Genomic DNA, 23,745 nt, shown 5'->3' on the forward strand with positions numbered 1-23,745 from the left:
GAACCCCGGAGGAACCAGGTGATCTCGTCACTGCGCGGCCAGGTGCAGCACGTCGGCCTCGACCACGCCGTCGTCGAGGTGGGCGGCGTCGGGTTCGCCGTCCAGGCCACCCCCACCACCCTCGCGAGCCTGCGCCGCGGCGAGGAGACCACCCTCGCCACCACGCTGATCGTGCGCGAGGACAGCCTCACCCTGTTCGGCTTCGCCGACGCCGAGGCCCGTGAGCTGTTCGGCCTGCTCCAGACCGTGAGCGGGATCGGTCCGCGGATCGCGCTGGCCACGCTGGCCGTCCTCGAACCCGACAAGCTCCGCCACGCCCTCGCCGAGGGCAACATCACCGTGCTCACGCAGGTCCCCGGCATCGGCAAGAAGGGCGCGGAACGCCTCATCATCGAGCTCCGCGACAAGGTCGGCCAGCTGCCCACGCCCACGACGCCCGCGCACAGCCAGACGCGCGACCACGTCGTGGAGGCGCTGCTCGGTCTCGGCTTCCCGGCCAAGGCCGCCGAGACCACCGTCGACAGCGTCCTCGCCGCCAACCCCGACCAGTCCACGCCCGCCGTCCTGCGCCGTGCGCTCGCCACCCTGGGGCGCAAGTGATGGAAGACGAGCTCAGCCCGTACGTCGCCCCGGCAGAACGCGACGTCGAGACGAGCCTGCGCCCGGCCGACCTGCACGAGTTCGTCGGTCAGCACCGCGTCCGCGAACAGCTCGAGCTCGTCCTGCACGGCGCCATGCGCCGCGGTGTGGCGCCGGACCACGTGCTGCTCAGCGGCCCTCCCGGGCTCGGCAAGACGTCCTTGGCGATGATCATCGCCAAGGAGCTCAACGCCTCCATCCGCATCACCAGCGGCCCCGCCCTGGAACGCGCGGGCGACCTCGCCTCGATGCTGTCGAACCTGGTCGAGGGCGACGTGCTGTTCATCGACGAGATCCACCGCATGGCGCGCCCGGCGGAGGAGATGCTCTACCTCGCGATGGAGGACTTCCGCGTCGACGTGATGGTCGGCAAGGGCCCCGGCGCGACCAGCATCCCGCTCGACATCGCCCCGTTCACGCTGGTCGGAGCAACGACCAGGTCAGGCGCGCTGACCGGACCGCTCAGAGACCGGTTCGGCTTCACCGGGCACATGGAGTTCTACGCGGCCGAAGAGCTCGACCTCATCGTGAAGCGCAGCGCCAAGATCCTCGGCGTCGACATCGCCGAGGACGCCGCCATCGAGATCGCCGGACGCTCCCGCGGCACCCCCCGCATCGCCAACCGCCTGCTGCGCCGCGTCCGGGACTTCGCCGAGGTCAGGGCCGACGGGCTGATCACGCAGGAGATCGCCAGGCAGGCGCTGGTCGTCTACGACGTGGACGAGCTCGGCCTCGACCGGCTCGACCGAGCAGTGCTGAACGCCCTGGTCAGGAGCTTCCACGGCGGGCCCGTCGGGGTCGCCACCCTCGCGGTCGCCGTCGGTGAGGAGACCACCACCGTCGAAGAGGTGTGCGAGCCCTATTTGGTGCGGGCTGGCATGCTGGCCCGTACACCACGCGGGCGAGTGGCGACGCCCGCCGCGTGGCAGCACTTGGGGCTGGAACCGCCCGCCGGTGATCAACTGTGGTGACCTGGCACAATCGGGGAAAGCACCTGGACATATCGGGCGTGCGTCGAGGCATGTCCATTTGATCGGAGAATGATGGACCTTGGCAGTTTGATGTTCCCGTTGCTCCTGGTTCTGCTCGCGGTGCCGCTGTTCCTCAGCGCGCGCAAGCAGAAGCGGGCGATGGCCGAGCAGCAGTCGTTGCAGAACTCGCTCACGGTCGGCGACAAGGTGATGACGACGTCGGGCCTGTACGGCACCGTCGCCGACACGAGCCACGACACCACCATCGACATCGAGATCTCCGAGGGTGTCGTCACCCGCTGGCTGCGTGCCGCGATCCGCGAGAAGGTGGCGGAGACCGAGGAGACCGTGGTCGAGGACAAGGCCGACGAGGACGAGGAGCAGGTGACCACCGCACAGGTCGCCGAGCCCTTGGACCACAACGCCAAGAAGTAACCAACAGAGTCGTGACACCTGGAGTTGGCAACTGTGAACACCGCCAACTCCAGGTAGTGACGCGCAGCTCACCTGGCGCGCGTTACGCTGCGCGCTCGGAAACCATAGCTACTAGGAGACGGACGGATCGTGGCACCTCCGGCCGGGCAAATTCGCCCTGCGAAGTATCTGGCGAGTTTTGTCCTCATCGTGGTCGCGCTCTACGCCCTGGTCTTTTTGACCGGGAACGGTTCGGCCAAACCCAAGCTCGGAATCGACCTCCAGGGCGGCACTCTCGTCACCCTGACGGCTCGGCAGGAAGACGGCGCGCAGCCGAGTGAAGAGGCGCTCAACCGCGCACGTGACCTCATCGAGGTCCGCGTGAACGGTCTCGGCGTCTCCGGTGCCGAGGTCGTGCGCGACGGCAACAACCTGGTGATCACCGTCCCGGGTGCGGACAGCGAAGGCGCGAAGGGCCTCGGCCAGACCGCTCGCCTCGCGTTCCGCAAGGTCATGGGCCAGCCGATTCCGGCAGGCGCGGTCCCGAACCCCCAGACGTCGGCGAGCACGCCTCCGTCGGGCAGCGTTCCGCCGAGCACGCCTCCGAGCGAGAGCGCCGGCAACGCGAGCACGCCGCCGTCGAGCGGTGCCCCGCAGGGCCGCCCCGCGCCGCAGCTGGCCGCTCAGCCGTCCAGCACGCCGCCGTCGAGTGGTGCGAGCACCCCGCCGTCGAGCAACGCGAGCACGCCGCCCAGCACGCCGGCCGCCCCCTCCAACGTCGACCCGAAGGTCGCGAAGGAGATCCAGGAGGCCAAGGCGCTGCGGCAGGCGACGGACCCGCAGATCCTGCAGCAGGCCGCGCTGATGCTCGACTGCTCGCAGCCCGACCCGCTGCGCGGCAACGACGACCTTGACAAGCCGCTCGTCACCTGTGACGAGAAGGGCGAGTTCAAGTACACCCTGGCCCCGGTCAACCCTCCCAAGGAGGACACCGAGACCAAGGCGGACGACTTCACGAACTACTCCCGCCTCACCGGTGAGGACATCAACAACGCCGCCGCGAACAACAACCCGAACGGCACCGGCTACGTCGTCAACCTGGACTTCAAGTCCGAGGGCGGCAGCAAGTGGGCCAAGTTCACCGCGGCCAACGTCCAGCAGGCCGTCGCGGTCGTGCTCGACGGCGAGGTCATGTCCGCGCCGACCATCCAGTCGGCCATCGAGGGCGGTTCGACCGAGATCAGCGGCAAGTTCACGCTGAAGGAAGCCCAGAACCTCGCGAACACGCTGAAGTACGGCGCGCTGCCGCTGTCCTTCGACTCGTCCGAGGCGCAGACGATCTCCCCGACGCTCGGCCTCCAGTCGCTCAAGGCGGGTCTGATCGCCGGCGGCATCGGCCTCGCGCTGGTCTTCGTCTACTGCATGTTCTACTACCGCCTGCTCGGCATCCTGACGATCCTGTCGCTGGTCCTGTCCGGCGTGATCATCTACGCCGTGCTGGTCCTGCTCGGCCGCCTGATCGGCTTCACGCTCGACCTCGCCGGCATCGCGGGCTTCATCGTCGCGATCGGTATCACCGCGGACTCGTTCATCGTCTTCTTCGAACGACTGAAGGACGAAGTGCGTGAGGGCCGTACGTTCCGTTCGGCCGTGCCGCGCGCATGGGTCCGTTCGCGCCGCACGATCCTCTCCGCCGACGCGGTCAGCTTCATCGCCGCCGCCGTGCTGTACATCATCGCGGTCGGGCAGGTGAAGGGCTTCGCGTTCACCCTGGGCATGTCCACGGTCCTCGACCTCGTGGTCGTGTTCCTCGTGACGCACCCGCTGGTCGCGCTGGCGTCCAAGTCCAAGTTCCTGTCCAACCCGAGCCTGTCCGGCCTGGGCGGTGCCGCCCGCGAGGGCGCCGCACACCGTGCCACCACGACCGGCAAGACGACCGCCGTGAAGGAGGCCTGACATGAGCGTGTTCTCACGCCTCTACGTGGGCAACGGCGCCTTCGACATCGTCGGCAAGCGCACCCGCTGGTACATCGTGTCCGGCATCATCCTGCTGGTCTGCATCGGCTCGATGGTGTTCAAGGGCTTCAACCTCGGCATCGACTTCGAGGGCGGCACCAAGATCTCGCTGCCGTCGGTCTCGGCCAGTGGCCAGACGATCACGCCCGGCGCGGTCGAGGACGCCTACGCCAAGGCCCTTCCCGGCAAGAAGCCGAACGCCGTGCAGGCCGTCGGTTCCGGCGCCAGCGCGACGATCCAGCTCAAGTCGCCCGCTCTGAACGTGGCCGAGGTCTCGGCCCTCAAGACGGGCCTGGCGACGGACCTCCAGCCGCAGGGCGGCCAGACGGCGATCTCCGACAGCGCCGTCTCCGCGTCCTGGGGTGGTGAGATCAGTGGCAAGGCCCTGTGGGCCCTGTTCTGGTTCTTCATCGCGGTGACGTTGTTCCTGGTGTTCTACTTCGAGTGGCAGATGGCCGTGGGCGCGCTCGTCGCCGTGTTCCACGACGTCATCATCACCGCGGGCGTGTACTCGCTCATCGGGTTCGAGGTGACGCCGGCGACGGTGATCGGTCTGCTCACGATCCTCGGCTTCTCCCTGTATGACACGGTCGTCGTGTTCGACAAGGTCAAGGAGAACACCCGAGGCCTGCTGGGCCTGACCCGCCGCACGTACTCCGAGGCCTCGAACCTGGCGCTGAACCAGACCCTGATGCGCTCGATCAACACCTCGTTGATCGCGCTCCTCCCGGTCATCGGCCTGCTGGTCGTCGGCGTCGGCATCCTCGGCGTCGGCACGCTGCAGGACCTCGCGCTGGTGCAGCTCGTGGGTATGTTCATCGGCGCCCTGTCCTCGATCTTCATCGCCACCCCGGTGCTGGTGGACCTGAAGATGCGCGACCCGAAGTACATCGCGCAGGCCAAGCGCGTGGCCGCCCGCCGCGCCAAGGCCACGAGCCCGCAGGTCGCCGAGGGCATCGAGTCGGTGGACGAGGACGACCTCGCCGCCGACCTGCGCAAGGAAGAGGCGTACGCCGCCGCCGCGTCGGTGCCCCACCGCACCGCCAAGGCAGCCGACGCGCGCCGCCGTCCGACCGGGAAGCGTCAGCGTTGAAATTGGATCGTGCTCTGGGACTGATGCGTGAAGTCCCGGACTTCCCCAAGCCAGGGGTCGTCTTCCGGGACTTCACGCCGGTTCTCACCGACCCGGACGCCCTGCGCGCCGTGGTCGACGCATTGCAGGACAAGATCGACGACAGCACCCAGGTGATCGCCGCCATCGAGTCGCGCGGCTTCCTCCTGGGTGCTGCTCTGGGTTACGGCTGGCGCTACGGCGTCGTGCCGCTGCGCAAGCCGGGCAAGCTCCCGGTCGTCGCCGACTCCGAGCCGTACGAGCTGGAGTACGGCACCGCGTCCCTGGAGCTGCCGGCCGACGCCATCGCACCGGGACAGCGCGTGGTCGTGGTCGACGACGTGCTCGCCACCGGAGGCACCGCGGAGGCCGCCTGCACGCTCGTGGAGCGCGCGGGCGGCATCGTCACGGGTGTCTCGGTGGTGCTGGAGATCTCCGCGCTGGGAGGCCGTTCCCGCCTCGCGGGCCGCGAGGTCAACGCCCTGCTGGCCGTCTGACCGCTCGTGGTTGTCGAAAGGGGACCGGCTCCGCCGGTCCCCTTTCGGCGTTCAGAAGCCCATGATCACGAACGCGACACCTATGGCGGCGGCGATCAGCATGAGCACCTGCGACAGCACGAAGTAGATCGCCGCGCTCAGGAAGATCAGCACCCACGGCTTGATCCGGACCCGCCTGGCGAGCGCCCACATGATCACCGAGGTGAGGCTCCACAGCACGAACCCGGTCGCCAGCACGGGGACGAGCCGGTCGAACCCGGCGCCGGTCCGGAACGACCAGACCCCGTACCCGACCACGAGGGCCAGGTACCAGATGCCGGCACCGGCGGCGGCATGACCGAACGGCGTGCCACTGTTGACGGAACGCACTTGAGGGTGCGGCGAAGTAGACATGTGGTCCCCCCAGACCTTCGACTCACGACCATCCTGCCAGCCGCGTAACCACCAAAACACCGCCTGGTGGTGGAAGTCGCACTCGCCGCAGCTCAGGCGCCCGGCGGCGGGGCCACGAACGCGGCGCCCACGCTCACGAACACGAGCGTCACGAGGGATGCCGGGGCGGTCACGACGACGATCTCCCACAGGCGTGGCCTCGGAGGGACGGCGCGGCGCAGCAGCAGCCAGCTGAGCGCGGTGGCGATCACCCACCCCACCGCCGAGCCGATCAGGGACCGCTGGTCGACGTGGCCCGGGTCGTCCAGGGCCAGGTACGCCATCGTGCCGAGCCACACGAACGTCATCGCGGCGCACCACACCAGAGTCCTCACGTGGCCGAGTCTGTCAGGTCGACCGGGGGATTCGGGCACAGCTGCGCCGGAACGCATTTCCGTGACCGTGTTCTTTGGTGGTTGCGTTGCCACGAGAGAGATTTGCACTCACGGCACCTATGCGTCGCGGCCGTGCCGATTAACCCGAATGAGTGACCTCTGACGTGCTGTTATCCGGTGATCTTGCGGTACGGTCGAACACATGAGCGATTCGAAAACCCATCTGATTTCTGTCTCTGGGGACGTTGTTGAAATTCGCGTGGCCGAAACGCGGGACGGCTGCCGTCCGGGCGTGCGGATTCCCTCGACGTAGGCCGTCAGAACGTCGCCCCCTCCGCCCACTGCATCGGCCCTGGTCGGACGGCGGCACCTGTTCGGTCGTCGGCGCGATAGTGCTGCTCCGCCAACGGTTCCTTGTCCGGTGCGGCGGCTCGAAGGCGAGACTCCACAGTGGAACTCCCGCCGGCCTGCCGTGTGCCCACCTGTTTGCTGGCCTGCCGCCTGTCCGTCCGTTGGTCTGCCTGCCGACTGTCTACTGCGTGCCTGCTTGCCGTCCGCTTGCCTGTTATCCGCCGGCGCGCCTGCTACCAGTCGCGTGCGTGCTTGCCGCTCGCAGCCTTTGCTGAGGCGTGCGTAGCTTCCGCTTGGTCCCGTCCTGCTCGCCTGCTTCTGGCTGCCTGCTTGTCGCTCACAGCGTTCATTGAGGCGTGCGTGACGTCCGCATGGTCCCGTCCTGCTCGCCTGTTTCTAGCCGCCTGCTCGTCGTCCGCAGCGTTCGTTGAGGCGTGCGTAGCTTCCGCATGGTCCCGCTCTGTCTGCCCGCTTGCCGCTCGCAGCCTGCATTGAGGCGTACGTGACTTCCGCTCGGTCCCGTCCTGTCCGCCCGCCTCTGGCCGCCTGCTTGCCGCTCGCAGCCTTCGCTGAGGCCTGCGCAACTTCCGCTCGGTCCCGCCCTGCCCGCCTTCCTCTAGTCGCCCGCAGCCTTCGCCGAGACCTGCGGGACTCTCGCTCGGCCCACCCTGCCCCCGCGCCGAAACCCAAGCGCACCACCCATCCCACGCCCCTCATCCGTCCCCACTGGACAGGAGGCCCCATGCCCACCCGCGGCACCACCACCGCGATCACCTCCACCGCCCGCAGCCGCGCGCTCGGCGACGAACTGCGCCGGATGCGCGAGAAGTTCACGCGGCTCACCGGCCAGGCCTTCGCCGAGCAACTCGGCTGGGACCCGAGCAAGGTCTCCACCATCGAGAAGGGCAAGGCGCGGGCGAGCGAGATCGACCTCGTCCAGTACCTGATGACGTGCGGGCGCGACAGCGACTGCTTCGAGGCGTTCCGCGCCCGCTACCGGCACGCGTTCGACCCGTACGTGCTGATTCCGCCGGCCGACCTCCGCACGCTCACCCTGGCGGAGGCTCAGGCCACGAAGATCACCAGCTACGACGTGCTGACCGTTCCCGCGCGAATGCAGACACCCGGTTACGCGCGGGCGCTCCAACAGTCCGGGCGCGGGTCGCCGGACGAGATCGAGGAGGAAGTGACCAGGCTGAAGGAAAGACAGGAGGCCGCGAGACGGTCGAATAGTCCGGAATGTCTCTTCTACGTGCACGAGTTCGCGTTCCGGCTCAAGGTCGGCGACGAGAGAATCATGCGCGAGCAGTACGGGCGGGTGCTGGCGGCGGCGCACGGCGTGCGGATCGTGCCTGTGTCGGCTGGTCCTGGGCCGGTCCGGAGCTCGCCGCGGATGTTGCTCAGCTTCGAGAAACTGGCGCCGCTCGCGTACGGGGAGTCGGACTTGGGCAACGTTTTCGCGCACGACGGTGGCTCCATCGCGGACAGTCGCGAGTTCTTCAAGTGGTTGGACGGCCTCGCGTTGGACGAACGGCGGTCGCGAAGATTCCTGGAGACTCTGTGATCGGTGCGGCGGAAGTTTGGCGGGCGTTCATCGTGTGAGCTGCGCCGCTCAGCGCGCCATCGGAAGTTTCGTCAGCGTAAACGCGTTATCCTCGGTACTCGCGAGACCCGAGGAGCGTGGGGTTGAGTCAAGACACCGAACCCGCTGCGACGGTTGTTCAACCGTCGGCTACCCGGCGCGTGCGCGCCCGCCTTGCGCGGCGCATCACCGCCCAACGTGCGGCCCCGGTGAAGCAGGTCCTCGAACCTCTCGCCGCCGTGCACCGTGACCTCCATCCCAAGGCCGATCTGGCGCTTCTGCAGCACGCGTATGACGTTGCCGAGGAGAAGCACCGCCCGCAGCGCCGCAAGTCCGGCGACCCGTACATCACCCACCCGCTCGCCGTGGCGACCATCCTCGCCGAGCTGGGCATGGACACCACGACGCTGGTGGCCGCGCTGCTGCACGACACCGTGGAAGACACCGACTACTCGCTCAACCAGCTCAAGGAAGACTTCGGTGAGGAAGTCGCCCGGCTGGTCGACGGCGTCACGAAGCTCGACAAGGTCAAGCTGGGGGCAGCGGCCGAGGCCGAGACCATCCGCAAGATGGTCATCGCGATGGCGAAGGACCCGCGGGTCCTGGTCATCAAGCTGGCCGACCGGCTGCACAACATGCGCACCATGCGGTTCCTGCCTCCGGAGAAGCAGGCCCGCAAGGCCCGGGAAACGCTCGAAGTGCTCGCACCGCTGGCCCACCGGCTGGGCATGGCGACGGTCAAGTGGGAGCTGGAGGACCTCGCGTTCGCGATCCTGCAGCCCAAGAAGTACGACGAGATCGTCCGCCTGGTCGCGAAGCGCGCACCGAGTCGTGACACCTACCTGCGGTCCGTCGTCAGCGGGCTGACCGGTCAGCTCGAGACGGCGCGGATCGTGGCCAAGGTCGAGGGCAGGCCGAAGCACTACTACTCGATCAACCAGAAGATGATCGTCCGCGGCCGGGACTTCGACGACATCCACGACCTCGTGGGCGTCCGGATCCTCGTGGACGAGGTGCGCGACTGCTACGCCGCGATGGGCGTCGTGCACGCCGCCTGGCAGCCCATGCCGGGCCGGTTCAAGGACTACATCGCGCAGCCCCGGTTCGGCGTGTACCAGTCGCTGCACACGACCGTCATCGGTCCCGACGGCAAGCCTCTCGAGGTGCAGATCCGCACCCACGAGATGCACCAGCGGGCCGAGTACGGCATCGCGGCGCACTGGCGCTACAAGGAGACCAAGGGCACGCACAACGGCAAGTCCGTCGAGATCGACGAGATGGCGTGGATGCGCCAGCTCCTCGACTGGCAGCGGGAAGCCGCGGACCCCGGTGAGTTCCTCGAGAGCCTGAGGTGGGACCTCGCCGCGCGCGAGATCTTCGTCTTCACCCCCAAGGGCGACGTCGAGACGTTGCCGACGGGTTCCACGCCCGTCGACTTCGCCTACTCGGTGCACACCGAGGTCGGTCACCGCTGCATCGGCGCCCGCGTGAACGGTCGTCTGGTCGCTCTCGAACGCAAGTTGGAGAACGGCGAGGTCGTCGAGATCTTCACCTCCAAGGCGGAGGGTGCGGGCCCGTCCCGCGACTGGTTGAGCTTCGTCGCGTCCCCGCGCGCCAAGGCGAAGATCAAGCAGTGGTTCGCCAAGGAGCGCAAGGAAGAGGCGATCGAGCAGGGCAAGGACGCGATCACCAAGGAGGTCCGGCGCGTCGGGCTGCCGATCCAGCGTCTGGTCAGCGTCGACTCGATGCAGGCCCTGGCGAAGGAGCTGCACTACCCGGACATGAGCGCGCTGTACGCGGCGGTGGGTGAGGGCCACACCAGTGCCCGCCACGTCGTGCAACGGCTCGTCGCGCAGCTCGGCGGGGTGGACCACGCCGAGGAGGAACTGGCCGACCGCGCCACCCCGTCCACGGTCACCCGGCGCCGCCCCACCGGCGACGCGGGCGTGATCGTCAAGGACGCGGGCGACGTGTGGGTGAAGCTCGCCCGCTGCTGCACCCCGGTGCCGGGCGACGACATCCTCGGCTTCGTGACGCGCGGCGGCGGGGTGTCCGTGCACCGGACCGACTGCACGAACGCCGACGAGCTGCTGAAGTCGCCGGAACGGCTCCTGGACGTCGAGTGGGCGCCGTCCGCGTCCAGCGTCTTCCTGGTCGCCATCCAGGTGGAGGCGCTCGACCGGCACCGGCTGCTCTCGGACGTCACGAAGGTGCTGGCGGACGAGCGGGTCAACATCCTGTCGGCGTCGGTGACGACGTCGCGCGACAGGGTGGCCGTCAGCCGCTTCTCGTTCGAGATGGGCGACCCGAAGCACCTCGGGCACGTTCTGAAGGCCGTGCGGAGCGTTGAGGGCGTCTACGACGTCTATCGCGTGACGTCGGCGTCGTAACCGGCAAGGCGCCACGCACAACCCGGCAGGACCAACTGGGGCCGACCACACGAAAGGGCCCCCGGAGCGGATGCTCCGGGGGCCCTTTCCATCGAAGAACTAGTTCGCGACCAGCGCGGACTTGATGTCGACCGGGGTCTTCGGCTTGCCGTCGCCCTGGCCGGGCGCCTGCGAGATCGTGCCGGTCTTGGCGACCTCGTCGATCTTCTTCAGCGACTCCTCGTCGACCGTGCCGAAGATCGTGTACTTGGCCTGCAGGTTCGCGCCGTCGCCGTAGACGATGAAGAACTGCGAACCGTTGGTGTCCGGGCCCGAGTTCGCCATGGCGAGCACGCCGCGGCCGTAGGTGAGCTCCGGGTAGACCTCGTCCTTGAACGAGTAGCCGGGGCCGCCCATGCCGTTGCCGCCCGGGTCACCGCACTGCAGGACCTGGATGCCGGTCACCACGAGGCGGTGGCACGTCGTGTTGTCGAAGTACTTCTGCTGAGCCAGGCTCACGAAGTTGTTCACCGTGCACGGCGCGAGCGTGCGGTCCAGGGTGAACTTCAGGTCGCCGATCGAGGTGCCGAGCGTGACGCCGACGGTGCCGACGGCGGACTGCTCGCCGTTCGCGGGCGGCGTGTTCTCCTTGGCCGCCGGCTCCTGGCCCTTCGTGTATTCACAGTTCACCTTTTCCGGAAGCGCGGCAGGGCGCTTCGGAATCTGGTGCAGCGCGGTGGGGATGTTCTCCGCCTTGTCCACCGACTCCTGGGTGGGAGTCTCCGACGCGGCGGCGTCACCATTGCCGAATACGTCATTGGTCGCGAGGAACCACACGCCACCTCCGACGAGCGCAACAACGACGACCGTCGACACGACGGCGATGATGCGACGCTTCTTGGCCCGCTCCTGGCGGTAGACCATTTGACGCTCAAGCTTGCGCTTGGCGTTCGCGCGTCGCTGCTCGTTGGTGGGCACGTGCTCCCTCCCCAGGGACTCATGCGAATAGGGCGGTCGGCTCGGGAGTCTAGGGCCTGGGCATATGAGCTTTGTGTGGTGGTTAGGCTGTCGTTGAACAGGGAGGTCATTTTCGTGCTCGTGATCGGGTTCCCCACCGGGGCGCTCCAGGCGAACTGCTTCGTCCTGGCGGCCGGTGAGGGCGAGCCCTGCGTGATCATCGACCCCGGTCAGGACGCGGTCGAGCCGATCGAGCAGGCCTTGCGCAAGCACCGTCTCGCGCCTGTCGCCGTGCTGCTCACGCACGGGCACTTCGACCACACCTTCTCCGTCACGCCCGTGTGCGACGGCAACGACGTGCCCGCCTACATCCACCCGGATGACGTAGCGATGCTGTCGGACCCGTTGAAGGGCATCAGCCGCGAGTCGGCCGCGTTCTTCGGCGGCAACCTGGAGATGCGGGAGCCGTCCGAGGTCCGCGAGCTCACCGACGGCGTCGACCTGGACCTCGCCGGACTGAAGATCGCCGTCGACCACACGCCGGGCCATACCGGCGGGTCGGTGATGTTCCGATCCGGTGTGCAGGAAGGCGGTCGCCTGGTGATCTCGGGTGACACGCTCTTCGCCGGTTCCATCGGACGCACCGACCTGCCGGGTGGCGACCACTCCGCGATGCTGTCGTCTCTGCAGAGCAAGGTGCTGACCTTGCCCGATGACACAGTGGTGCTGCCCGGCCACGGCCCGACGACGACCATAGGCCGCGAGCGTGCGACGAACCCGTACCTGCTGCAACTGCAGACCGTTGGTTCGAACGACGGTCCGGCCGCCCCTCACCGAGGACTTTGAGAGACGTGTTTTCCGCACCCAAAGGCGTTCCTGACTACATCCCGCCGACGTCCGCCGCGTTCGCGCACGTCCGGTCCACGCTGACGCGGGCCGCCGAGCTCGCGGGCTACGGCTACATCGAGCTGCCGGTCTTCGAGGACACGGCGTTGTTCTCGCGCGGCGTCGGCGAGTCGACCGACGTCGTGACGAAGGAGATGTACACCTTCCAGGACCGCGGTGAGCGGTCCATCACGCTGCGGCCCGAGGGCACCGCCGGCGTGATGCGGGCGGTCATCGAGCACAGCCTCGACCGCGGCTCGCTGCCGGCCAAGCTCTACTACGCGGGCCAGTTCTTCCGCGCCGAGGCACCGCAGGCCGGGCGGTACCGGCAGTTCCACCAGGTCGGCATCGAGGCCATCGGCATCGACGACCCGGCCCTCGACGCCGAGGTCATCGCCGTCGGTGACGCCGGGTTCCGCGCGATCGGCCTCACCGGGTACCGCCTGGAGCTCACGTCGCTGGGCGACGCGAACTGCCGCCCGGCCTACCGGGAGAAGCTGCAGGCGTTCCTCGCGAAGCTGCCGCTCGACGAGGCGACCCGCGAGCGGGCCGAGCTGAACCCGCTGCGCGTGCTCGACGACAAGCGCCCCGAGGTGCGCGAGATGGTCGCCGACGCGCCGCTGATGGTCGACAACCTGTGCGACGCGTGCCGGGAGCACTACGAGCTCGTCAAGGGGTACTTGACCGAGCTGGGAGTGAAGTTCGTCGAGAATCCGCGCATGGTCCGCGGTCTCGACTACTACACGAAGACGACGTTCGAGTTCGTGCACGACGGCCTCGGCGCCCAGTCGGGCATCGGCGGCGGCGGTCGCTACGACGGCCTGATGGCGCAGCTCGGCGGTCAGGAGCTGTCCGGCGTCGGCTTCGGCCTCGGCGTCGACCGCGCGCTGCTCGCCGCGCAGGCGGAGGGCGTGCTGCCGGAGTTCAGCCGCGTCGACGTGATCGGCGTGCCGCTGGGTGAGAACGCGCGGGCCCGGCTCGTGGCGATCGCCGGCGAGCTGCGGGCGGCGGGCGTGCGGACCGACCTGGTCTACGGCGGCCGGTCGATGAAGGCGGGCTTCAAGGCCGCCGACAAGTCGGGCGCGAAGCTGGCCCTGGTGCTCGGCGAGCGCAACCTGGAGGCCGGCACCATCGGGGTGAAGACCCTGGCGACCGGCGATCAGGTCGACGTGACGTTGACGGACGTGGTGCCGGCGGTGCGGGACGCGCTGGCCCAGGGCGCCGAGGCGGTGCGGGAGACCCCGTGAGCGACGACAAGCTCGTTCTCGACCTGCTCGACAAGGTGACGGTCCGCAAGCGCGCGCGGATGGTGGCGATCGGCGGCCTGATGGTCGCCCTCGCCTTCGGCGCGATCGTGGGCCTGATCGGCGGGCGCTGGCCCGGCGTGATCGCGGCCGTGATCGTGGCGCTGCCGGTGATCCTGCTGGCGATGTCCGAGGCGCGCCGCACGGTGTGGCTGCAGGGCACGACCGTGCACGTGCGGGCGTTCGGCACGCGCAAGGTCGACCTCGCGACCGCCGACGGCCTCGACCTGCTGGTCACGGACCTGCGGGGTGCGCGGACGGTCGGCCTGTTCGTGCGCGGCAACAAGAAGGCGATCAACGTCGCCCTGTCGATGTACGCGGGAACGGGCGGTCGTGAGCTGGGCGTGTACCAGCTGCGCCGGCTCGCGGACGCGCTGGCGGCCCGCGGGGACACGCCGGGTCTGGTGTTCTCGGAGCTGCTGGTCGCCCAGTTGCGGGCCGAGGCGCGCGGGCTGGCGGCGGCGGAACGGCCGCTGTACCGGCTCGGGTCGCTGGCTCCGGCGGGACGGATGGCGCAGAAGCTCCACCCGGACGCCGTGTCGAAGTTCGTGACCTCGCTCGACTGACAGACGGACTGAACGCCCGCCGCGAAGCTCGTGGCGGGCGTTCGGCATGTCAGAGGGCTGTGCTCAGTTGCCCGAGAACCCGGAGGCGGGGTCGGCGGTGAGCTGTGCTCAGGTGCCCCAGAGGCCCGAGGGCGGAGCGGGCGAGAGCGTGGCGGTGGCGTCCGTGGTCACCGGGGCGCCCCCGATGAACTTCGTCAGCCCCGTCCCGTGCTCGACGCGGCCGGGGAACGGGTCGCCCGCCGTCGCGCGGGTCAGCTGCTGCATCGGCAGGCCGGTGTGCGAGGCCATGATCACGAAGTTGCCGAAGCGGCGGCCGCGGAACACGCCCGGTTCGGCCATCACGCAGACGTGCTCGAACACCTCCCGCACGGTCGCGCACTGCGAGCGGGCGAACTGGAGGCCGTTGCCGTCGCCGATGTTCGCGGCGTAGATGCCGTCCGGGGCCAGCGCGTCGGACGCCTGGCGCACGAACTCGACGGACGTCAGGTGCGCGGGGGTGCGGGCTCCGGCGAAGCAGTCGCTCACGATCAGGTCGAACGAGCCCGGACGGGCCTTGACCAGCACGGCCCGGGCGTCGCCCGTCGTGATGCGGACGCGGGAGGGCGGCGGGAGCTCGCGGCGGATGAACGCGATCAGGCCCGCGTCGATCTCGGCGACCTGCTGAGACGCGCGAGGGAGTAGATCGGCCACGTAGCGCGCTAGCGTGAGAGCGCCACCACCGAGGTGGAGCACACGTGAGGGCGCGGTGAGATCGACGATGTGACCCAGCCGGCGGACGTACTCGAACTCCAGGTAGGTCGGGTCGTCCAGGTCCACATGCGACTGTGGGGTTCCGTTGACCCGCAACGTCCAGGAGTTCCGTCCACCGAGGTCGGGGACCAGCTCCGCGACGCCTGAGTCGATCGACTCGGTGATCGCCTCTGTGTCGGGCCGTTGTCTTCCCACTGCTCTATTGTCTCACCGCGTGTGTCAGCTCTGAGGAGGAACCCAAGTGCAGGTCATCGCCAACGTACTGCTCGCCCTCGTGGCGTTGATCCACATCTACATCGTGGTCCTGGAGATGTTCCTCTGGACGACCCCGCGCGGGCAGAAGGCGTTCGGCCTCACGCCCGAGTTCGCGCAGGAGTCCAAGGCGCTCGCCGCGAACCAGGGCCTGTACAACGGTTTCCTCGCCGCCGGTCTGATCTACGCGATCGTCCGCCAGGACTTCGGCGCGTCCGTGCTGTTCACGGTGTTCGTGATCGTCGCCGGCATCTACGGCACGTTCACGGCGAGCCGGAAGATCTTCTTCGTGCAGGTGGTGCCGGGGACGCTGGCGCTGCTCTTCGTGCTGCTGGCCGGCTAGGCCGCACCCACGGCCCCTTGTCGGGGTCGTAGCCCGTGAAGAGGTCACCCTCGATGCGCGCGGGCCGGGGCTTCGGCGCCGGCTTCGCGCGCTTCACGGTCTTCGGCTCGGGTTCCGGTTCGGGATCGGGCTCGGGAACCGCGACGGGCGTGACCTCCTGGCGCACGGCGACCCAGGCCGCCAGCGCCGTGGTCACCGGGATCGCCGCCACCAGGCCGATGCTGCCGACCAGGGTCCGCACGATCTCCTGCGCGATCTGCTGCGCGGTGAGGATCTCGCCCATCGAACGCCCGGCCAGCGAGATCGCCAGCAGCAACGGCAGCGCGGCGCCCGCGTAAGCCATCACGAGCGTGTTCACCACGGACGACATGTGGTCGCGGCCGATCCGCGAGCCCGCCGCGAACAGCTCCCGCCACGTCAGCTCGCCGTTGGCGCGCCGCAGCTCCCACACGGCACTGGTCTGGGTGACCGTGACGTCGTCGAGCACGCCCAGCGCGCCGATCAGGGTGCCCGCGAGCAGCAGGCCGCGGGTGTCGATGTCGGTGCCGAGCAGCCGGACGAGGTTCGCCGTGTCGTCGTCGAGGCCGGTCAGGCTCGACAGCGCCGAGAACGCCGCGCCCAGCACCCCGATCAGCGCGAGGCTGACCATGGTCCCGAGCACCGCTGTCGACGTGCGCGCCGAGACGCCGTGCGTCAGGTACAGCACCACGAACATGATCAGCCCGGCGCCGACCACCGCCACCGTCAGCGGGTCCTTGCCCGCGAGCAGCGACGGCATGATGAACAGCACCAGCACCACGAAGCTCAGCAGCAACGCGCCCAGCGCGGCGAGGCCCTGCCAGCGCCCGAGCAGCAGCACGGCGCCCGCGAACAGCAGCGCCAGCACCGCGAGCGACCAGCCGCGCTGGTAGTCGACGATCTGGTACGACTCGGCGGCCTGCGGCTGCGTGCCCGAGTAGGACAGCACCACCTCGTCGCCCAGCTTGAAGCTCGGCGCGCCGGGACCCTTCACGCTCGGGATCGTGATGCTCTGGCCGGGGGAGGGGCCGTCGGTCATCTTCACGGTGATCGCGACGCACTTCTCGCCGCAGTTCTCCGCCAGACCCGTGACGACGGCCTCGACCGGCGACTGGTTCAGCCCCACCTGGGCGCCGGTCTTCTGCTCGACCCCGAACGGGTACAGCAGCGCCGCGCCGACGACCGTGGCCAGCGCCAACGGCACCAGCAGCCACATCAGCAACGTGCGCACGCGCTGCGACGCCGGTTCCTCGCTCAGCGCGTGGCTATGCCCGTGACCGTGACCCACGCGCGACATCCTGCCGCATGAGATGTTCGATCGCGGTCACGGCCGTGGCGAACCTGTCGTCGGTGAGCTTCAGCCACGGCACGCCGCGCCGCGTCAGCTCCTTTTCGAACAAACCGGTCATCCACTCCCGCAGGTGTTCGCCGTCACGCCAGCCGTCCTGTTCGAACGGAACGCCCGCGTGGTCGGTCAGCAGGTACAGGTCCGGTTCGGTGCCGGCGAAGATCTCCGGCCGGAACCCGAGGTAGCGCTCGCCCCAGACGGTCGCGGCGAACGCGTCGTTGTCCGCGATCACCAGCGGCGCGGTCTCGGCCTGGATGCGGCGTTCCTGCTCGCGCGCAACGTCTTCGAAGTCGCCGAGCGTCCACACCAGACCGTCCAGGGTGGCGTCCGCGGCGAACGACCTGGCGGCGGCCAGCTTGTGCTCGGTGTGCTCGCGGCCGTACTCGGGGATCCAGGGCGCTCCGAAGTGGTCGGCGAGCTGCTTCGACAGCGTCGTCGTACCGGTGCTCTCGGCGCCGAGGACCACGACTTTCCGGCCCAGGCCGCGCTGGGTGGCGGGCGCGAGGTGGTGCCAGTTCGCCACGGGGTCGGTGCGCATCGCCGTGCCGGAGACCGGGTGGGTGAGGCGGTCGAGGTCGACGAGCACGTGCCGCGCGCCGAGCCGGCGGGCGAGCTCGTCGCCGTACTTCTCGCTGGAGAACACGGCGTCGACGCGTGCTTCGCCCGGTTCGCCGTCCGCGATGGCCCGCCGGGCGAGCACCGCGCGGGTGAGCTGGACGTGCAGGTCCCAGATCTCGTCGGAGTCGAAGTCCATCGGGTGGTCGTCGAGGTCGCCGATGATCCGCACGCCCAGGGTGTGCGCGTGCGTCTCGGTCAGCCAGCGCACGCGGTGTTCGAGGGGCAGCGTCTCGTGCGAAGCGGCCAGAACGGTCACCGTCGTGCGAACGCTCCGCGCGGCCGCCGTCTCGATGAGGTGGTGATGTCCGTTGTGCGGTGGGTAGAACTTGCCGAGCACGAGTGCGTGTTCGAACTCCTTCACGCGGGCACCTCGGAAGCCTTGAGGTCCTTGGTCCAGCTGCGCAGGCCGATCACGCACAGCACCATGAACCCCACGTACAACGCTGCTGTCAGGTACAGCTCCTTGTAGGCGTACAGCGGCACGTAGATGACGTCCGCGGCGATCCACAGCCACCAGCACTCGACCTTCTTGCGCGTCTGACCCCAGGTCGCGAGCAGCGACAGCACGGTCGTGACGGCGTCCCAGAACGGCACCGTCGACTCGGTGAACGTGACCAGGACCCAGTGCAGCAGACCGGTTCCGAGGACGCCGGCGACCGCGAGCCACACCCACTGGGAGGTGGTCGTGCGGCTGACGTGCAACGTGCTGTGCTGCTCGCCGCCGCGCACCCACGCCCACCAGCCGTAGAGAGCGAGTGCCATGTAGACGATCTGGAGGCCGGAGTCCGCGTAGAGGCCGCTGGTCCAGAACAGCACGAGGAACGCGATGTTGTTGGCGATCCCGATGGGCCAGTTCCAGGGGTTCTGCCGGGCCACGAGCCACACGCAGAGTGCGCCGGTGATGAAGCCTGCTACCTCAATGGGTGACACGTGCGCTCCTTGACCGCCGTTCGAACATGTGTTCGAATCGATGGTGTGCGATGGGACGGGCAGAAACTCGAGGCAGAGCCGCAGCAGGCACTACCGGGGCTACCGGGACTGGTGCGCAGCGTACGAACTCCTGAGTTCGCGGACGTGGTGTTCCACGAGGTCCGCGCCAAATCCGTGCTCAACGGGGTACCGGGGTCGTCGCTGCCGTTCGCGTGGACGGTGAACCCGTATCGCGGCTGTTCACACGCCTGCACGTACTGCATGGCGGGCGACACGCCGATCCTCATGGGCAACGGTCGCACGAAACCGCTGTCCGAGCTGCGCGAAGGCGATGAGATCTACGGCACCGAGCTCGTCGGCAACTACCGGCGCTACAAGCTCACGACCGTGCTCGCGCACTGGGAGACGCGCAAGCAGGCGTACCGGCTGACGCTGGAGGACGGCACGAGCGTCGTCGCGTCGGGGGACCACCGGTTCCTGACCGACCGCGGCTGGAAGCACGTGACGGGCGAGACGGCCGGCGTCGGCCGCCGCCCGCACCTCACGACGGGCAACAAACTCATGGGCACGGGGGCTTTCGTCGAGCAGCCCGCCGTGACCGACGACTACCGCCGCGGCTACCTGCGCGGCATGGTCGACGACGAAACCGACTTCCGCATCCCGGTCGCCGACATCGAGGCCATGGACCGCACCCAGGAGTATCTCGACTACTTCGGGGTGCGAGAAGGGAGGGGATTTCTGCACCAAGTGCGCGAGCTCGCGCACTGGCAGATAGCCCCGAACCCCGACTGGCTCAAGGGATTCCTGGCAGGCGCGTTCGACTACCTCGGGACCTGCTCGCGCAGCATCCTGCGGATGTCGACGCGCAACACCGTGGTGCTGGAGGCGATCTGCCTGGCGTTGAAGCACTTCGACTTCGACTTCGCGATCGAGGAGCTGCGCCGCCGTCGTGGCGTGCGGGTCATCCGGTTGCGCGGCGGGCTGCGCGAGAACCTGCGCTTCTTCCACACCGTCGACCCGGCGATCACCCGCAAGCGCGACATCGACGGTGTGGCGATCAAGTCGCAGCAACCGCTCGGCGTCGTGTCCGTGGAACCACTGGGGGAGATGACCCTCTACGACATCTCGACCGGCACCGCCGACTTCGTCGCCAACGGAGTGGTGTCCCACAACTGCTTCGCGCGCAAGACGCACTCCTATTTGGACCTCGACACCGGCAAGGACTTCGACAGCCAGCTGATCGTCAAGGTGAACGCGGGGGAGGTGCTGTCGCGCCAGCTGCGGTCGTCCCGCTGGAAGCAGGAACACGTGGCGCTCGGCACGAACACCGACCCATACCAGCGGGCGGAGGGGCGGTACGCCTTGATGCCAGGGATCATCGAGGCGCTGACCGCCTCCCGCACGCCCTTCTCGATCCTCACGAAGGGCACCCTGCTGGCGCGTGACCTGCCGTTGCTGACGGCGGCCGCGGAGGTCGTGCCGGTCGGCATCGCGGTGTCGCTGGCGTTGATGGACCGCGACCTGCACAAGTCGCTGGAGCCGGGCACGCCGACGCCGGCCGCGCGGCTGGAGCTGGTGCGCAAGGTGCGCGAGGCGGGTTTGCCGTGCGGGGTGTTCGTCGCCCCGGTGCTGCCCGAGCTCACGGACTCGGTGGAGCAGCTGGACTTCCTGCTGGAGCAGATCGCGGAGGCGGGCGCCACGGGCGTGACCGTGCTGCCGTTGCACCTGCGTCCGGGAGCGAAGGAGTGGTTCGCCCAGTGGCTGCGCCGTGAGCACCCGGACCTCGTGGAGACGTACCGATACCTGTACGGCAACCGGTCCTATGTGGACAAGCGGTACCGGGAGCGGCTGACCGCGCGGGTCGTGCCGTTGATCGAGAAGCACGGGCTGGCGCCGCGCGGGCGTTCCACCGACGCCGTCACCGGAGTTCCCGGCGACGACGACGGCGTGTGGCCCGACGGAAGCCTGCCGGTCGGTGTGCCGGCGCCCCGCGTGGACCAGGAACAACTCACCCTGCTGTGATCTCTTCGAGCCCAGGCTCGGAGAAGTGGAGGACTTCGTAGGCGCCCTCTTCCCCGGGGTGCTCCTCCCAGAGTTCGAAGCGCACGACTTCCCACGTGCGCGGATCGACGCCCAGCGCCGCCGAGTGCAGGCCGGGCACCTTCTCCAGTTCGATCTCCTTCAGCGCGTCGATCGGGTTCGCCTCGGGTGCGAGCGTGATGATCTCGCGCGTCGCGTACTTCGCCCGCGCCGCATCACCCCTGAGGAACGCCACGCCCGGCCAGTGCCGCACTACCGGCCTGCCGAAGTCGGCGAGGATCCCCTGGAAACCACCTCCCCGGTAGAGGAAGTTCGCCATGCCCGCCGAGGTGTTCCACACGTAGAACGGCGCGTACTGCGTGTCGCGGACCAGATATGCCTTGAACCCCAGGCCGTCGAACCCGTCGAGCGCGTGACCGCGGGTGCGGACGCGTTCGCGGATGATCTCCATGTCGTAGTCCGACGGCAGCCTGATCTCGTACTGCATTGCGATCATGGCTCCGTTGTACAGAACTGTCGGACAGCGCCTAGGCCCAGCCGCCCTGGGCCATCGTCTGGAACTTCCACTCACCGTTCACCCTGGTGAGCAGGTCGCCGTAGCGGACCGTCATCCCGTTGATCGTGCCGTCCGTGATGACGAAGACCAGGTTGTCGTTGATGAAGTGCGGCGTCCTGGTGGACTCCATCTGCACGTCGCCGCCCAGTTGGGCGCCCATCTCCCTCAGGAACGTCTCGCGGTCCCACGACGTCGCGGAGCCGTCGGTGACCGTGTTGATCGGGAACAACGCCATGTCGGCCATCGCCTCGACGTCGCCCTTCACCGCGAGCGCGTCCCACTTCGCAAACCACTGCATGACCTCGTCGTACGCCATACCGTACATTGTACGGAACCTAGCGCCGTCCGACCACCGCATTGCTGTCTTCGCTGGTCACGAGCTTGGAGGTGAGGCCTGCGGCGGTGAACGCGGCCAGTGCGGCAGGTGCTTGGCGCTCGCTGGTCTCGCTCAGCAGGTCGCCGCCGGGACGCAGCCAGGACGTGGCCTGCTGGGCGACGCGGCGGAGTACTTCGAGGCCGTCCACGCCGCCGTCCAGGGCCACGCGGGCCTCGTGGTCGCGGGCCTCGACCGGCATGAACGGGATGTCGAGGGTCGGCACGTACGGGACGTTGGCGACCACGACGTCGATGGTGCCGCGCAGGTCAGCGGGCAGGGCGTCGAACAGGTCGCCCTCGTGGACGTTGGCCAGGTTCTGGCGGGCGCACGCCACGGCGGCGGGGTCGATGTCGGCGGCGTGCACCGTGGCGTCCGGCAGGCGGTGCTGGAGCACGGCGCCCACCGCGCCCGAGCCGCAGCACAGGTCGACGACCACGGACGGCGCGAGGTCGGTCGCGAGGTCGACCAGCAGTTCGGTGCGGTGGCGGGGGACGAAGACGCCCCTGGTGACCACGATCCGCTGCCCGCAGAACAGGGCCCAGCCGACGGCGTGCTCCAGCGGGAGGCCGTTGACGCGCTGGGTGACCAGTTCTTCCAGGTGGTGAGGGGACTCGGCGGCTTCTTCCAGCAGCGCGGCCTCTTCCTCGGCGAAGACGCAGCCGGCGGCGCGCAGGCGTTCCACGATGTTCATCGGTCGCGGACGCTAGCAAGCGTACTTACAAGCAGGCTTGACTGTTTGTTTGTTCGGCGGAAGACTCGGCCGGGTGGAGACGAGGCAGCGTCAGGCCGACCGCACGCGGGAGACGAAGCGGAAGCTGATGGAGGCGACCGTCGAGTGCCTGGTGGAACGCGGCTGGTCGGGCACGACGACGACCGAGGTGGCGGAACGCGCCGGGGTGTCGCGCGGCGCCCAGTTGCACCACTTCCGCACGCGCGGTGAGCTGGTGGCGGCGGCTGTGGAGCACGTCGGGGCGGAGAGCGTCGAGGTGCTCAAGCGGCGGGCCGAGATCGCCGAGAAGAGCACGCACGCCGTGGTGGAGCTGATCGCGGACTTCCACGCGAGCGACCTGTTCACCGCCGCGCTGGAGCTGTGGGTGGCGGCGCGCACCGATCCCGAGCTGCGCGAGCAGGTGCTGGAGCTGCAGGCACGGCTGGGCCGCGAGGTGTACGGGCTGGCGCTGGAGCTGCTGGAAGTGGACGACACCAAGCCGGGTGTGAAGGACGCCGTGCAGGCAACCCTGGATCTTGTGCGCGGGCTGGCGCTCGCCAACCAGCTCGCCGACGACGCCAAGCGCCGGGCGCACGTGGTGCGCTACTGGGCGCGGATGCTGGAGGAGCAGCTGTGATCACGGAACTGCTGGCCGACCTCGACGCCGAGTCGCGTTCGCTCGACGAGATCGTCGCGGGCGCCGACTTCTCGGTGCCGACACCCGCCGAGGGCTGGACGGTCGGGCACCAGATCGGTCATCTCATGTGGACGGACAAGGCGGCGATCCTCGCGATCACCGACCCCGAGGCGTTCAAGGCGCAGCCGCTGACCGCCGACATCGTGGACCGCACCGCGGCCGAGGCGGCGGTGCTGCCGGACCTGGTGGAGCTGTGGCGGGACAGCCGGGCGGCGTTGCGGGACCAGCTTGCGCGGGCCGAGGGCAAGATCCTCTGGTTCGGGCCGCCGATGAGCCCGGCGTCGATGGCGACCGCGCGGATCATGGAGACCTGGGCGCACGGGCAGGACGTCGCCGACGCCCTGGGCGTCGTGCGGGAGCCGACCGCGCGGATCAGGCACGTGTGCCACATCGGGGTGCGGACGATGGGGTTCGCCTTCCTGCTCAACGGACTGGCGGCGCCCGAGGCCGAGGTGCGGGTCGAGCTGACCGGGCCTTCCGGCGAGCTGTGGACGTGGGGGCCGGAGGACGCCGAGAACCGGGTGACCGGGCCCGCGCTGGACTTCGCGTGGCTGGTGACGCAGCGGCGCAACCGCAAGGAGCTCGCGATCGAGGCCGTCGGGCCGGTCGCGCAGGAGTGGGTGCCGATCGCGCAGGCCTTCGCGGGACCGCCCGGAGGTGGCCGGTGATCCGGATCGGC

Annotated in this window: 25 protein-coding genes; 15 read left to right on the forward strand and 10 right to left on the reverse strand. The window is 68.9% G+C overall.

What is annotated here, in order from left to right:
- Positions 1–18 precede the first annotated feature (18 nt).
- The 6 genes from ruvA to ACFWNN_RS15560 all read left to right on the forward strand — a co-directional run bounded on the left by ruvA (position 19) and on the right by ACFWNN_RS15560 (position 5,648).
- Positions 19–600: a Holliday junction branch migration protein RuvA gene (ruvA, locus tag ACFWNN_RS15535; RefSeq protein WP_382440558.1), complete on the forward strand. Its 582-nt coding sequence runs from the start codon at positions 19–21 to the stop codon at positions 598–600.
- Positions 600–1,610, forward strand: coding sequence for a Holliday junction branch migration DNA helicase RuvB (gene ruvB / locus ACFWNN_RS15540; protein WP_382440559.1), 1,011 nt, complete (start codon positions 600–602; stop codon positions 1,608–1,610). Before ruvA ends, ruvB begins: the two co-directional genes overlap by 1 nt.
- A gap of 90 nt (positions 1,611–1,700) precedes the next feature.
- Positions 1,701–2,045: a preprotein translocase subunit YajC gene (yajC, locus tag ACFWNN_RS15545; RefSeq protein ID WP_382440707.1), complete on the forward strand. Its 345-nt coding sequence runs from the start codon at positions 1,701–1,703 to the stop codon at positions 2,043–2,045.
- A 129-nt stretch (positions 2,046–2,174) separates the two neighbouring features.
- A complete protein-coding gene (secD, locus tag ACFWNN_RS15550) occupies positions 2,175–3,980 on the forward strand; it encodes a protein translocase subunit SecD (protein WP_382440560.1) in 1,806 nt (601 codons plus the stop codon).
- A 1-nt stretch (position 3,981) separates the two neighbouring features.
- Positions 3,982–5,133 carry a protein translocase subunit SecF gene (gene secF / locus ACFWNN_RS15555; protein WP_382440561.1) on the forward strand — a complete coding sequence of 384 codons (1,152 nt, stop codon included), beginning with the start codon at positions 3,982–3,984 and terminating at the stop codon, positions 5,131–5,133.
- A gap of 23 nt (positions 5,134–5,156) precedes the next feature.
- The gene (locus tag ACFWNN_RS15560) at positions 5,157–5,648 is read left to right on the forward strand and encodes an adenine phosphoribosyltransferase (RefSeq protein WP_382440562.1); all 492 of its coding nucleotides are present in this window, start codon (positions 5,157–5,159) and stop codon (positions 5,646–5,648) included.
- A 51-nt stretch (positions 5,649–5,699) separates the two neighbouring features.
- Here the strand turns inward: ACFWNN_RS15560 and ACFWNN_RS15565 are convergent, their stop codons facing one another.
- Both ACFWNN_RS15565 and ACFWNN_RS15570 read right to left on the reverse strand, forming a co-directional pair.
- Positions 5,700–6,017 carry a hypothetical protein gene (locus ACFWNN_RS15565; RefSeq protein WP_382440563.1) on the reverse strand — a complete coding sequence of 106 codons (318 nt, stop codon included), beginning with the start codon at positions 6,015–6,017 and terminating at the stop codon, positions 5,700–5,702.
- Positions 6,018–6,133: 116 nt separating this feature from the next.
- Positions 6,134–6,415: a hypothetical protein gene (locus tag ACFWNN_RS15570; RefSeq protein ID WP_382440564.1), complete on the reverse strand. Its 282-nt coding sequence runs from the start codon at positions 6,413–6,415 to the stop codon at positions 6,134–6,136.
- 1,093 nt (positions 6,416–7,508) lie between these two features.
- Between ACFWNN_RS15570 and ACFWNN_RS15575 the strand changes: the two genes are divergently transcribed.
- Positions 7,509–8,330 (forward strand): helix-turn-helix domain-containing protein, encoded by an 822-nt coding sequence (locus ACFWNN_RS15575; protein ID WP_382440565.1) that lies wholly within the window; start codon positions 7,509–7,511, stop codon positions 8,328–8,330.
- A 122-nt stretch (positions 8,331–8,452) separates the two neighbouring features.
- On the forward strand, positions 8,453–10,738 hold the full coding sequence (locus ACFWNN_RS15580; RefSeq protein ID WP_382440566.1) for a RelA/SpoT family protein: 2,286 nt from the start codon (positions 8,453–8,455) through the stop codon (positions 10,736–10,738).
- 99 nt (positions 10,739–10,837) lie between these two features.
- Here the strand turns inward: ACFWNN_RS15580 and ACFWNN_RS15585 are convergent, their stop codons facing one another.
- Positions 10,838–11,695 (reverse strand): peptidylprolyl isomerase, encoded by an 858-nt coding sequence (locus tag ACFWNN_RS15585; RefSeq protein WP_382440567.1) that lies wholly within the window; start codon positions 11,693–11,695, stop codon positions 10,838–10,840.
- Positions 11,696–11,809: 114 nt separating this feature from the next.
- Between ACFWNN_RS15585 and ACFWNN_RS15590 the strand changes: the two genes are divergently transcribed.
- The 3 genes from ACFWNN_RS15590 to ACFWNN_RS15600 are packed head-to-tail and all read left to right on the forward strand — an operon-like array spanning position 11,810 to position 14,429.
- Entirely contained in the window at positions 11,810–12,520 is a 711-nt protein-coding gene (locus ACFWNN_RS15590; RefSeq protein WP_382440568.1) for an MBL fold metallo-hydrolase, read from the forward strand.
- A 5-nt stretch (positions 12,521–12,525) separates the two neighbouring features.
- Positions 12,526–13,806, forward strand: a complete 1,281-nt coding sequence (hisS, locus tag ACFWNN_RS15595; protein WP_382440569.1) for a histidine--tRNA ligase — start codon at positions 12,526–12,528, stop codon at positions 13,804–13,806.
- Positions 13,803–14,429 (forward strand): hypothetical protein, encoded by a 627-nt coding sequence (locus ACFWNN_RS15600; RefSeq protein WP_382440570.1) that lies wholly within the window; start codon positions 13,803–13,805, stop codon positions 14,427–14,429. The genes hisS and ACFWNN_RS15600 overlap by 4 nt, the downstream gene beginning before the upstream one ends.
- A 108-nt stretch (positions 14,430–14,537) precedes the next feature.
- On the opposite strand, the gene ACFWNN_RS15605 is transcribed toward ACFWNN_RS15600, so the two are convergent.
- Positions 14,538–15,374, reverse strand: a complete 837-nt coding sequence (locus ACFWNN_RS15605; protein WP_382440571.1) for a spermidine synthase — start codon at positions 15,372–15,374, stop codon at positions 14,538–14,540.
- 46 nt (positions 15,375–15,420) lie between these two features.
- Between ACFWNN_RS15605 and ACFWNN_RS15610 the strand changes: the two genes are divergently transcribed.
- The gene (locus ACFWNN_RS15610; protein ID WP_382440572.1) at positions 15,421–15,774 is read left to right on the forward strand and encodes a DUF1304 domain-containing protein; all 354 of its coding nucleotides are present in this window, start codon (positions 15,421–15,423) and stop codon (positions 15,772–15,774) included.
- On the opposite strand, the gene ACFWNN_RS15615 is transcribed toward ACFWNN_RS15610, so the two are convergent.
- The 3 genes from ACFWNN_RS15615 to pnuC are packed head-to-tail and all read right to left on the reverse strand — an operon-like array spanning position 15,695 to position 18,688.
- Positions 15,695–17,080, reverse strand: a complete 1,386-nt coding sequence (locus tag ACFWNN_RS15615; protein ID WP_382440573.1) for a YibE/F family protein — start codon at positions 17,078–17,080, stop codon at positions 15,695–15,697. The genes ACFWNN_RS15610 and ACFWNN_RS15615 overlap by 80 nt on opposite strands.
- Positions 17,058–18,119 (reverse strand): AAA family ATPase, encoded by a 1,062-nt coding sequence (locus tag ACFWNN_RS15620; protein WP_382440574.1) that lies wholly within the window; start codon positions 18,117–18,119, stop codon positions 17,058–17,060. Before ACFWNN_RS15620 ends, ACFWNN_RS15615 begins: the two co-directional genes overlap by 23 nt.
- A complete protein-coding gene (pnuC, locus tag ACFWNN_RS15625; RefSeq protein ID WP_382440575.1) occupies positions 18,116–18,688 on the reverse strand; it encodes a nicotinamide riboside transporter PnuC in 573 nt (190 codons plus the stop codon). The genes ACFWNN_RS15620 and pnuC overlap by 4 nt, the downstream gene beginning before the upstream one ends.
- 45 nt (positions 18,689–18,733) lie before the next feature.
- Between pnuC and ACFWNN_RS15630 the strand changes: the two genes are divergently transcribed.
- Entirely contained in the window at positions 18,734–20,710 is a 1,977-nt protein-coding gene (locus tag ACFWNN_RS15630) for an intein-containing Rv2578c family radical SAM protein (protein ID WP_382440576.1), read from the forward strand.
- Here the strand turns inward: ACFWNN_RS15630 and ACFWNN_RS15635 are convergent.
- The 3 genes from ACFWNN_RS15635 to ACFWNN_RS15645 are packed head-to-tail and all read right to left on the reverse strand — an operon-like array spanning position 20,697 to position 22,351.
- Complete coding sequence (locus ACFWNN_RS15635; RefSeq protein ID WP_382440577.1) at positions 20,697–21,224, reverse strand: DUF4865 family protein; 528 nt, start codon at positions 21,222–21,224, stop codon at positions 20,697–20,699. The two genes, ACFWNN_RS15630 and ACFWNN_RS15635, sit on opposite strands and share 14 nt — an antisense overlap.
- 31 nt (positions 21,225–21,255) lie before the next feature.
- Positions 21,256–21,600 carry a nuclear transport factor 2 family protein gene (locus ACFWNN_RS15640; protein WP_382440578.1) on the reverse strand — a complete coding sequence of 115 codons (345 nt, stop codon included), beginning with the start codon at positions 21,598–21,600 and terminating at the stop codon, positions 21,256–21,258.
- Positions 21,601–21,619: 19 nt separating this feature from the next.
- Positions 21,620–22,351: a putative protein N(5)-glutamine methyltransferase gene (locus ACFWNN_RS15645; protein WP_382440579.1), complete on the reverse strand. Its 732-nt coding sequence runs from the start codon at positions 22,349–22,351 to the stop codon at positions 21,620–21,622.
- Positions 22,352–22,478: 127 nt separating this feature from the next.
- On the opposite strand from ACFWNN_RS15645, the gene ACFWNN_RS15650 reads away from it, so the two are divergent.
- The gene (locus ACFWNN_RS15650) at positions 22,479–23,006 is read left to right on the forward strand and encodes a TetR/AcrR family transcriptional regulator (protein WP_382440708.1); all 528 of its coding nucleotides are present in this window, start codon (positions 22,479–22,481) and stop codon (positions 23,004–23,006) included.
- Positions 23,003–23,734 carry a TIGR03084 family metal-binding protein gene (locus ACFWNN_RS15655; RefSeq protein ID WP_382440580.1) on the forward strand — a complete coding sequence of 244 codons (732 nt, stop codon included), beginning with the start codon at positions 23,003–23,005 and terminating at the stop codon, positions 23,732–23,734. The genes ACFWNN_RS15650 and ACFWNN_RS15655 overlap by 4 nt, the downstream gene beginning before the upstream one ends.
- Positions 23,735–23,745: the final 11 nt, after the last annotated feature.

This window comes from Lentzea sp. NPDC058450 (assembly GCF_042721395.1).
Lineage (GTDB): Bacteria > Actinomycetota > Actinomycetes > Mycobacteriales > Pseudonocardiaceae > Lentzea.

Coding starts and splice junctions, on each gene's coding strand:
- ruvB (WP_382440559.1), top strand. CDS start 600: ATGGAAGACGAGCTCAGCCCGTACGTCGCCCCGGCAGAACGCGACGTC.
- yajC (WP_382440707.1), top strand. CDS start 1,701: ATGTTCCCGTTGCTCCTGGTTCTGCTCGCGGTGCCGCTGTTCCTCAGC.
- secF (WP_382440561.1), top strand. CDS start 3,982: ATGAGCGTGTTCTCACGCCTCTACGTGGGCAACGGCGCCTTCGACATC.
- ACFWNN_RS15560 (WP_382440562.1), top strand. CDS start 5,157: ATGCGTGAAGTCCCGGACTTCCCCAAGCCAGGGGTCGTCTTCCGGGAC.
- ACFWNN_RS15575 (WP_382440565.1), top strand. CDS start 7,509: ATGCCCACCCGCGGCACCACCACCGCGATCACCTCCACCGCCCGCAGC.
- ACFWNN_RS15635 (WP_382440577.1), bottom strand. CDS start 21,224: ATGATCGCAATGCAGTACGAGATCAGGCTGCCGTCGGACTACGACATG.
- ACFWNN_RS15640 (WP_382440578.1), bottom strand. CDS start 21,600: ATGGCGTACGACGAGGTCATGCAGTGGTTTGCGAAGTGGGACGCGCTC.
- ACFWNN_RS15645 (WP_382440579.1), bottom strand. CDS start 22,351: ATGAACATCGTGGAACGCCTGCGCGCCGCCGGCTGCGTCTTCGCCGAG.
- ACFWNN_RS15650 (WP_382440708.1), top strand. CDS start 22,479: ATGGAGGCGACCGTCGAGTGCCTGGTGGAACGCGGCTGGTCGGGCACG.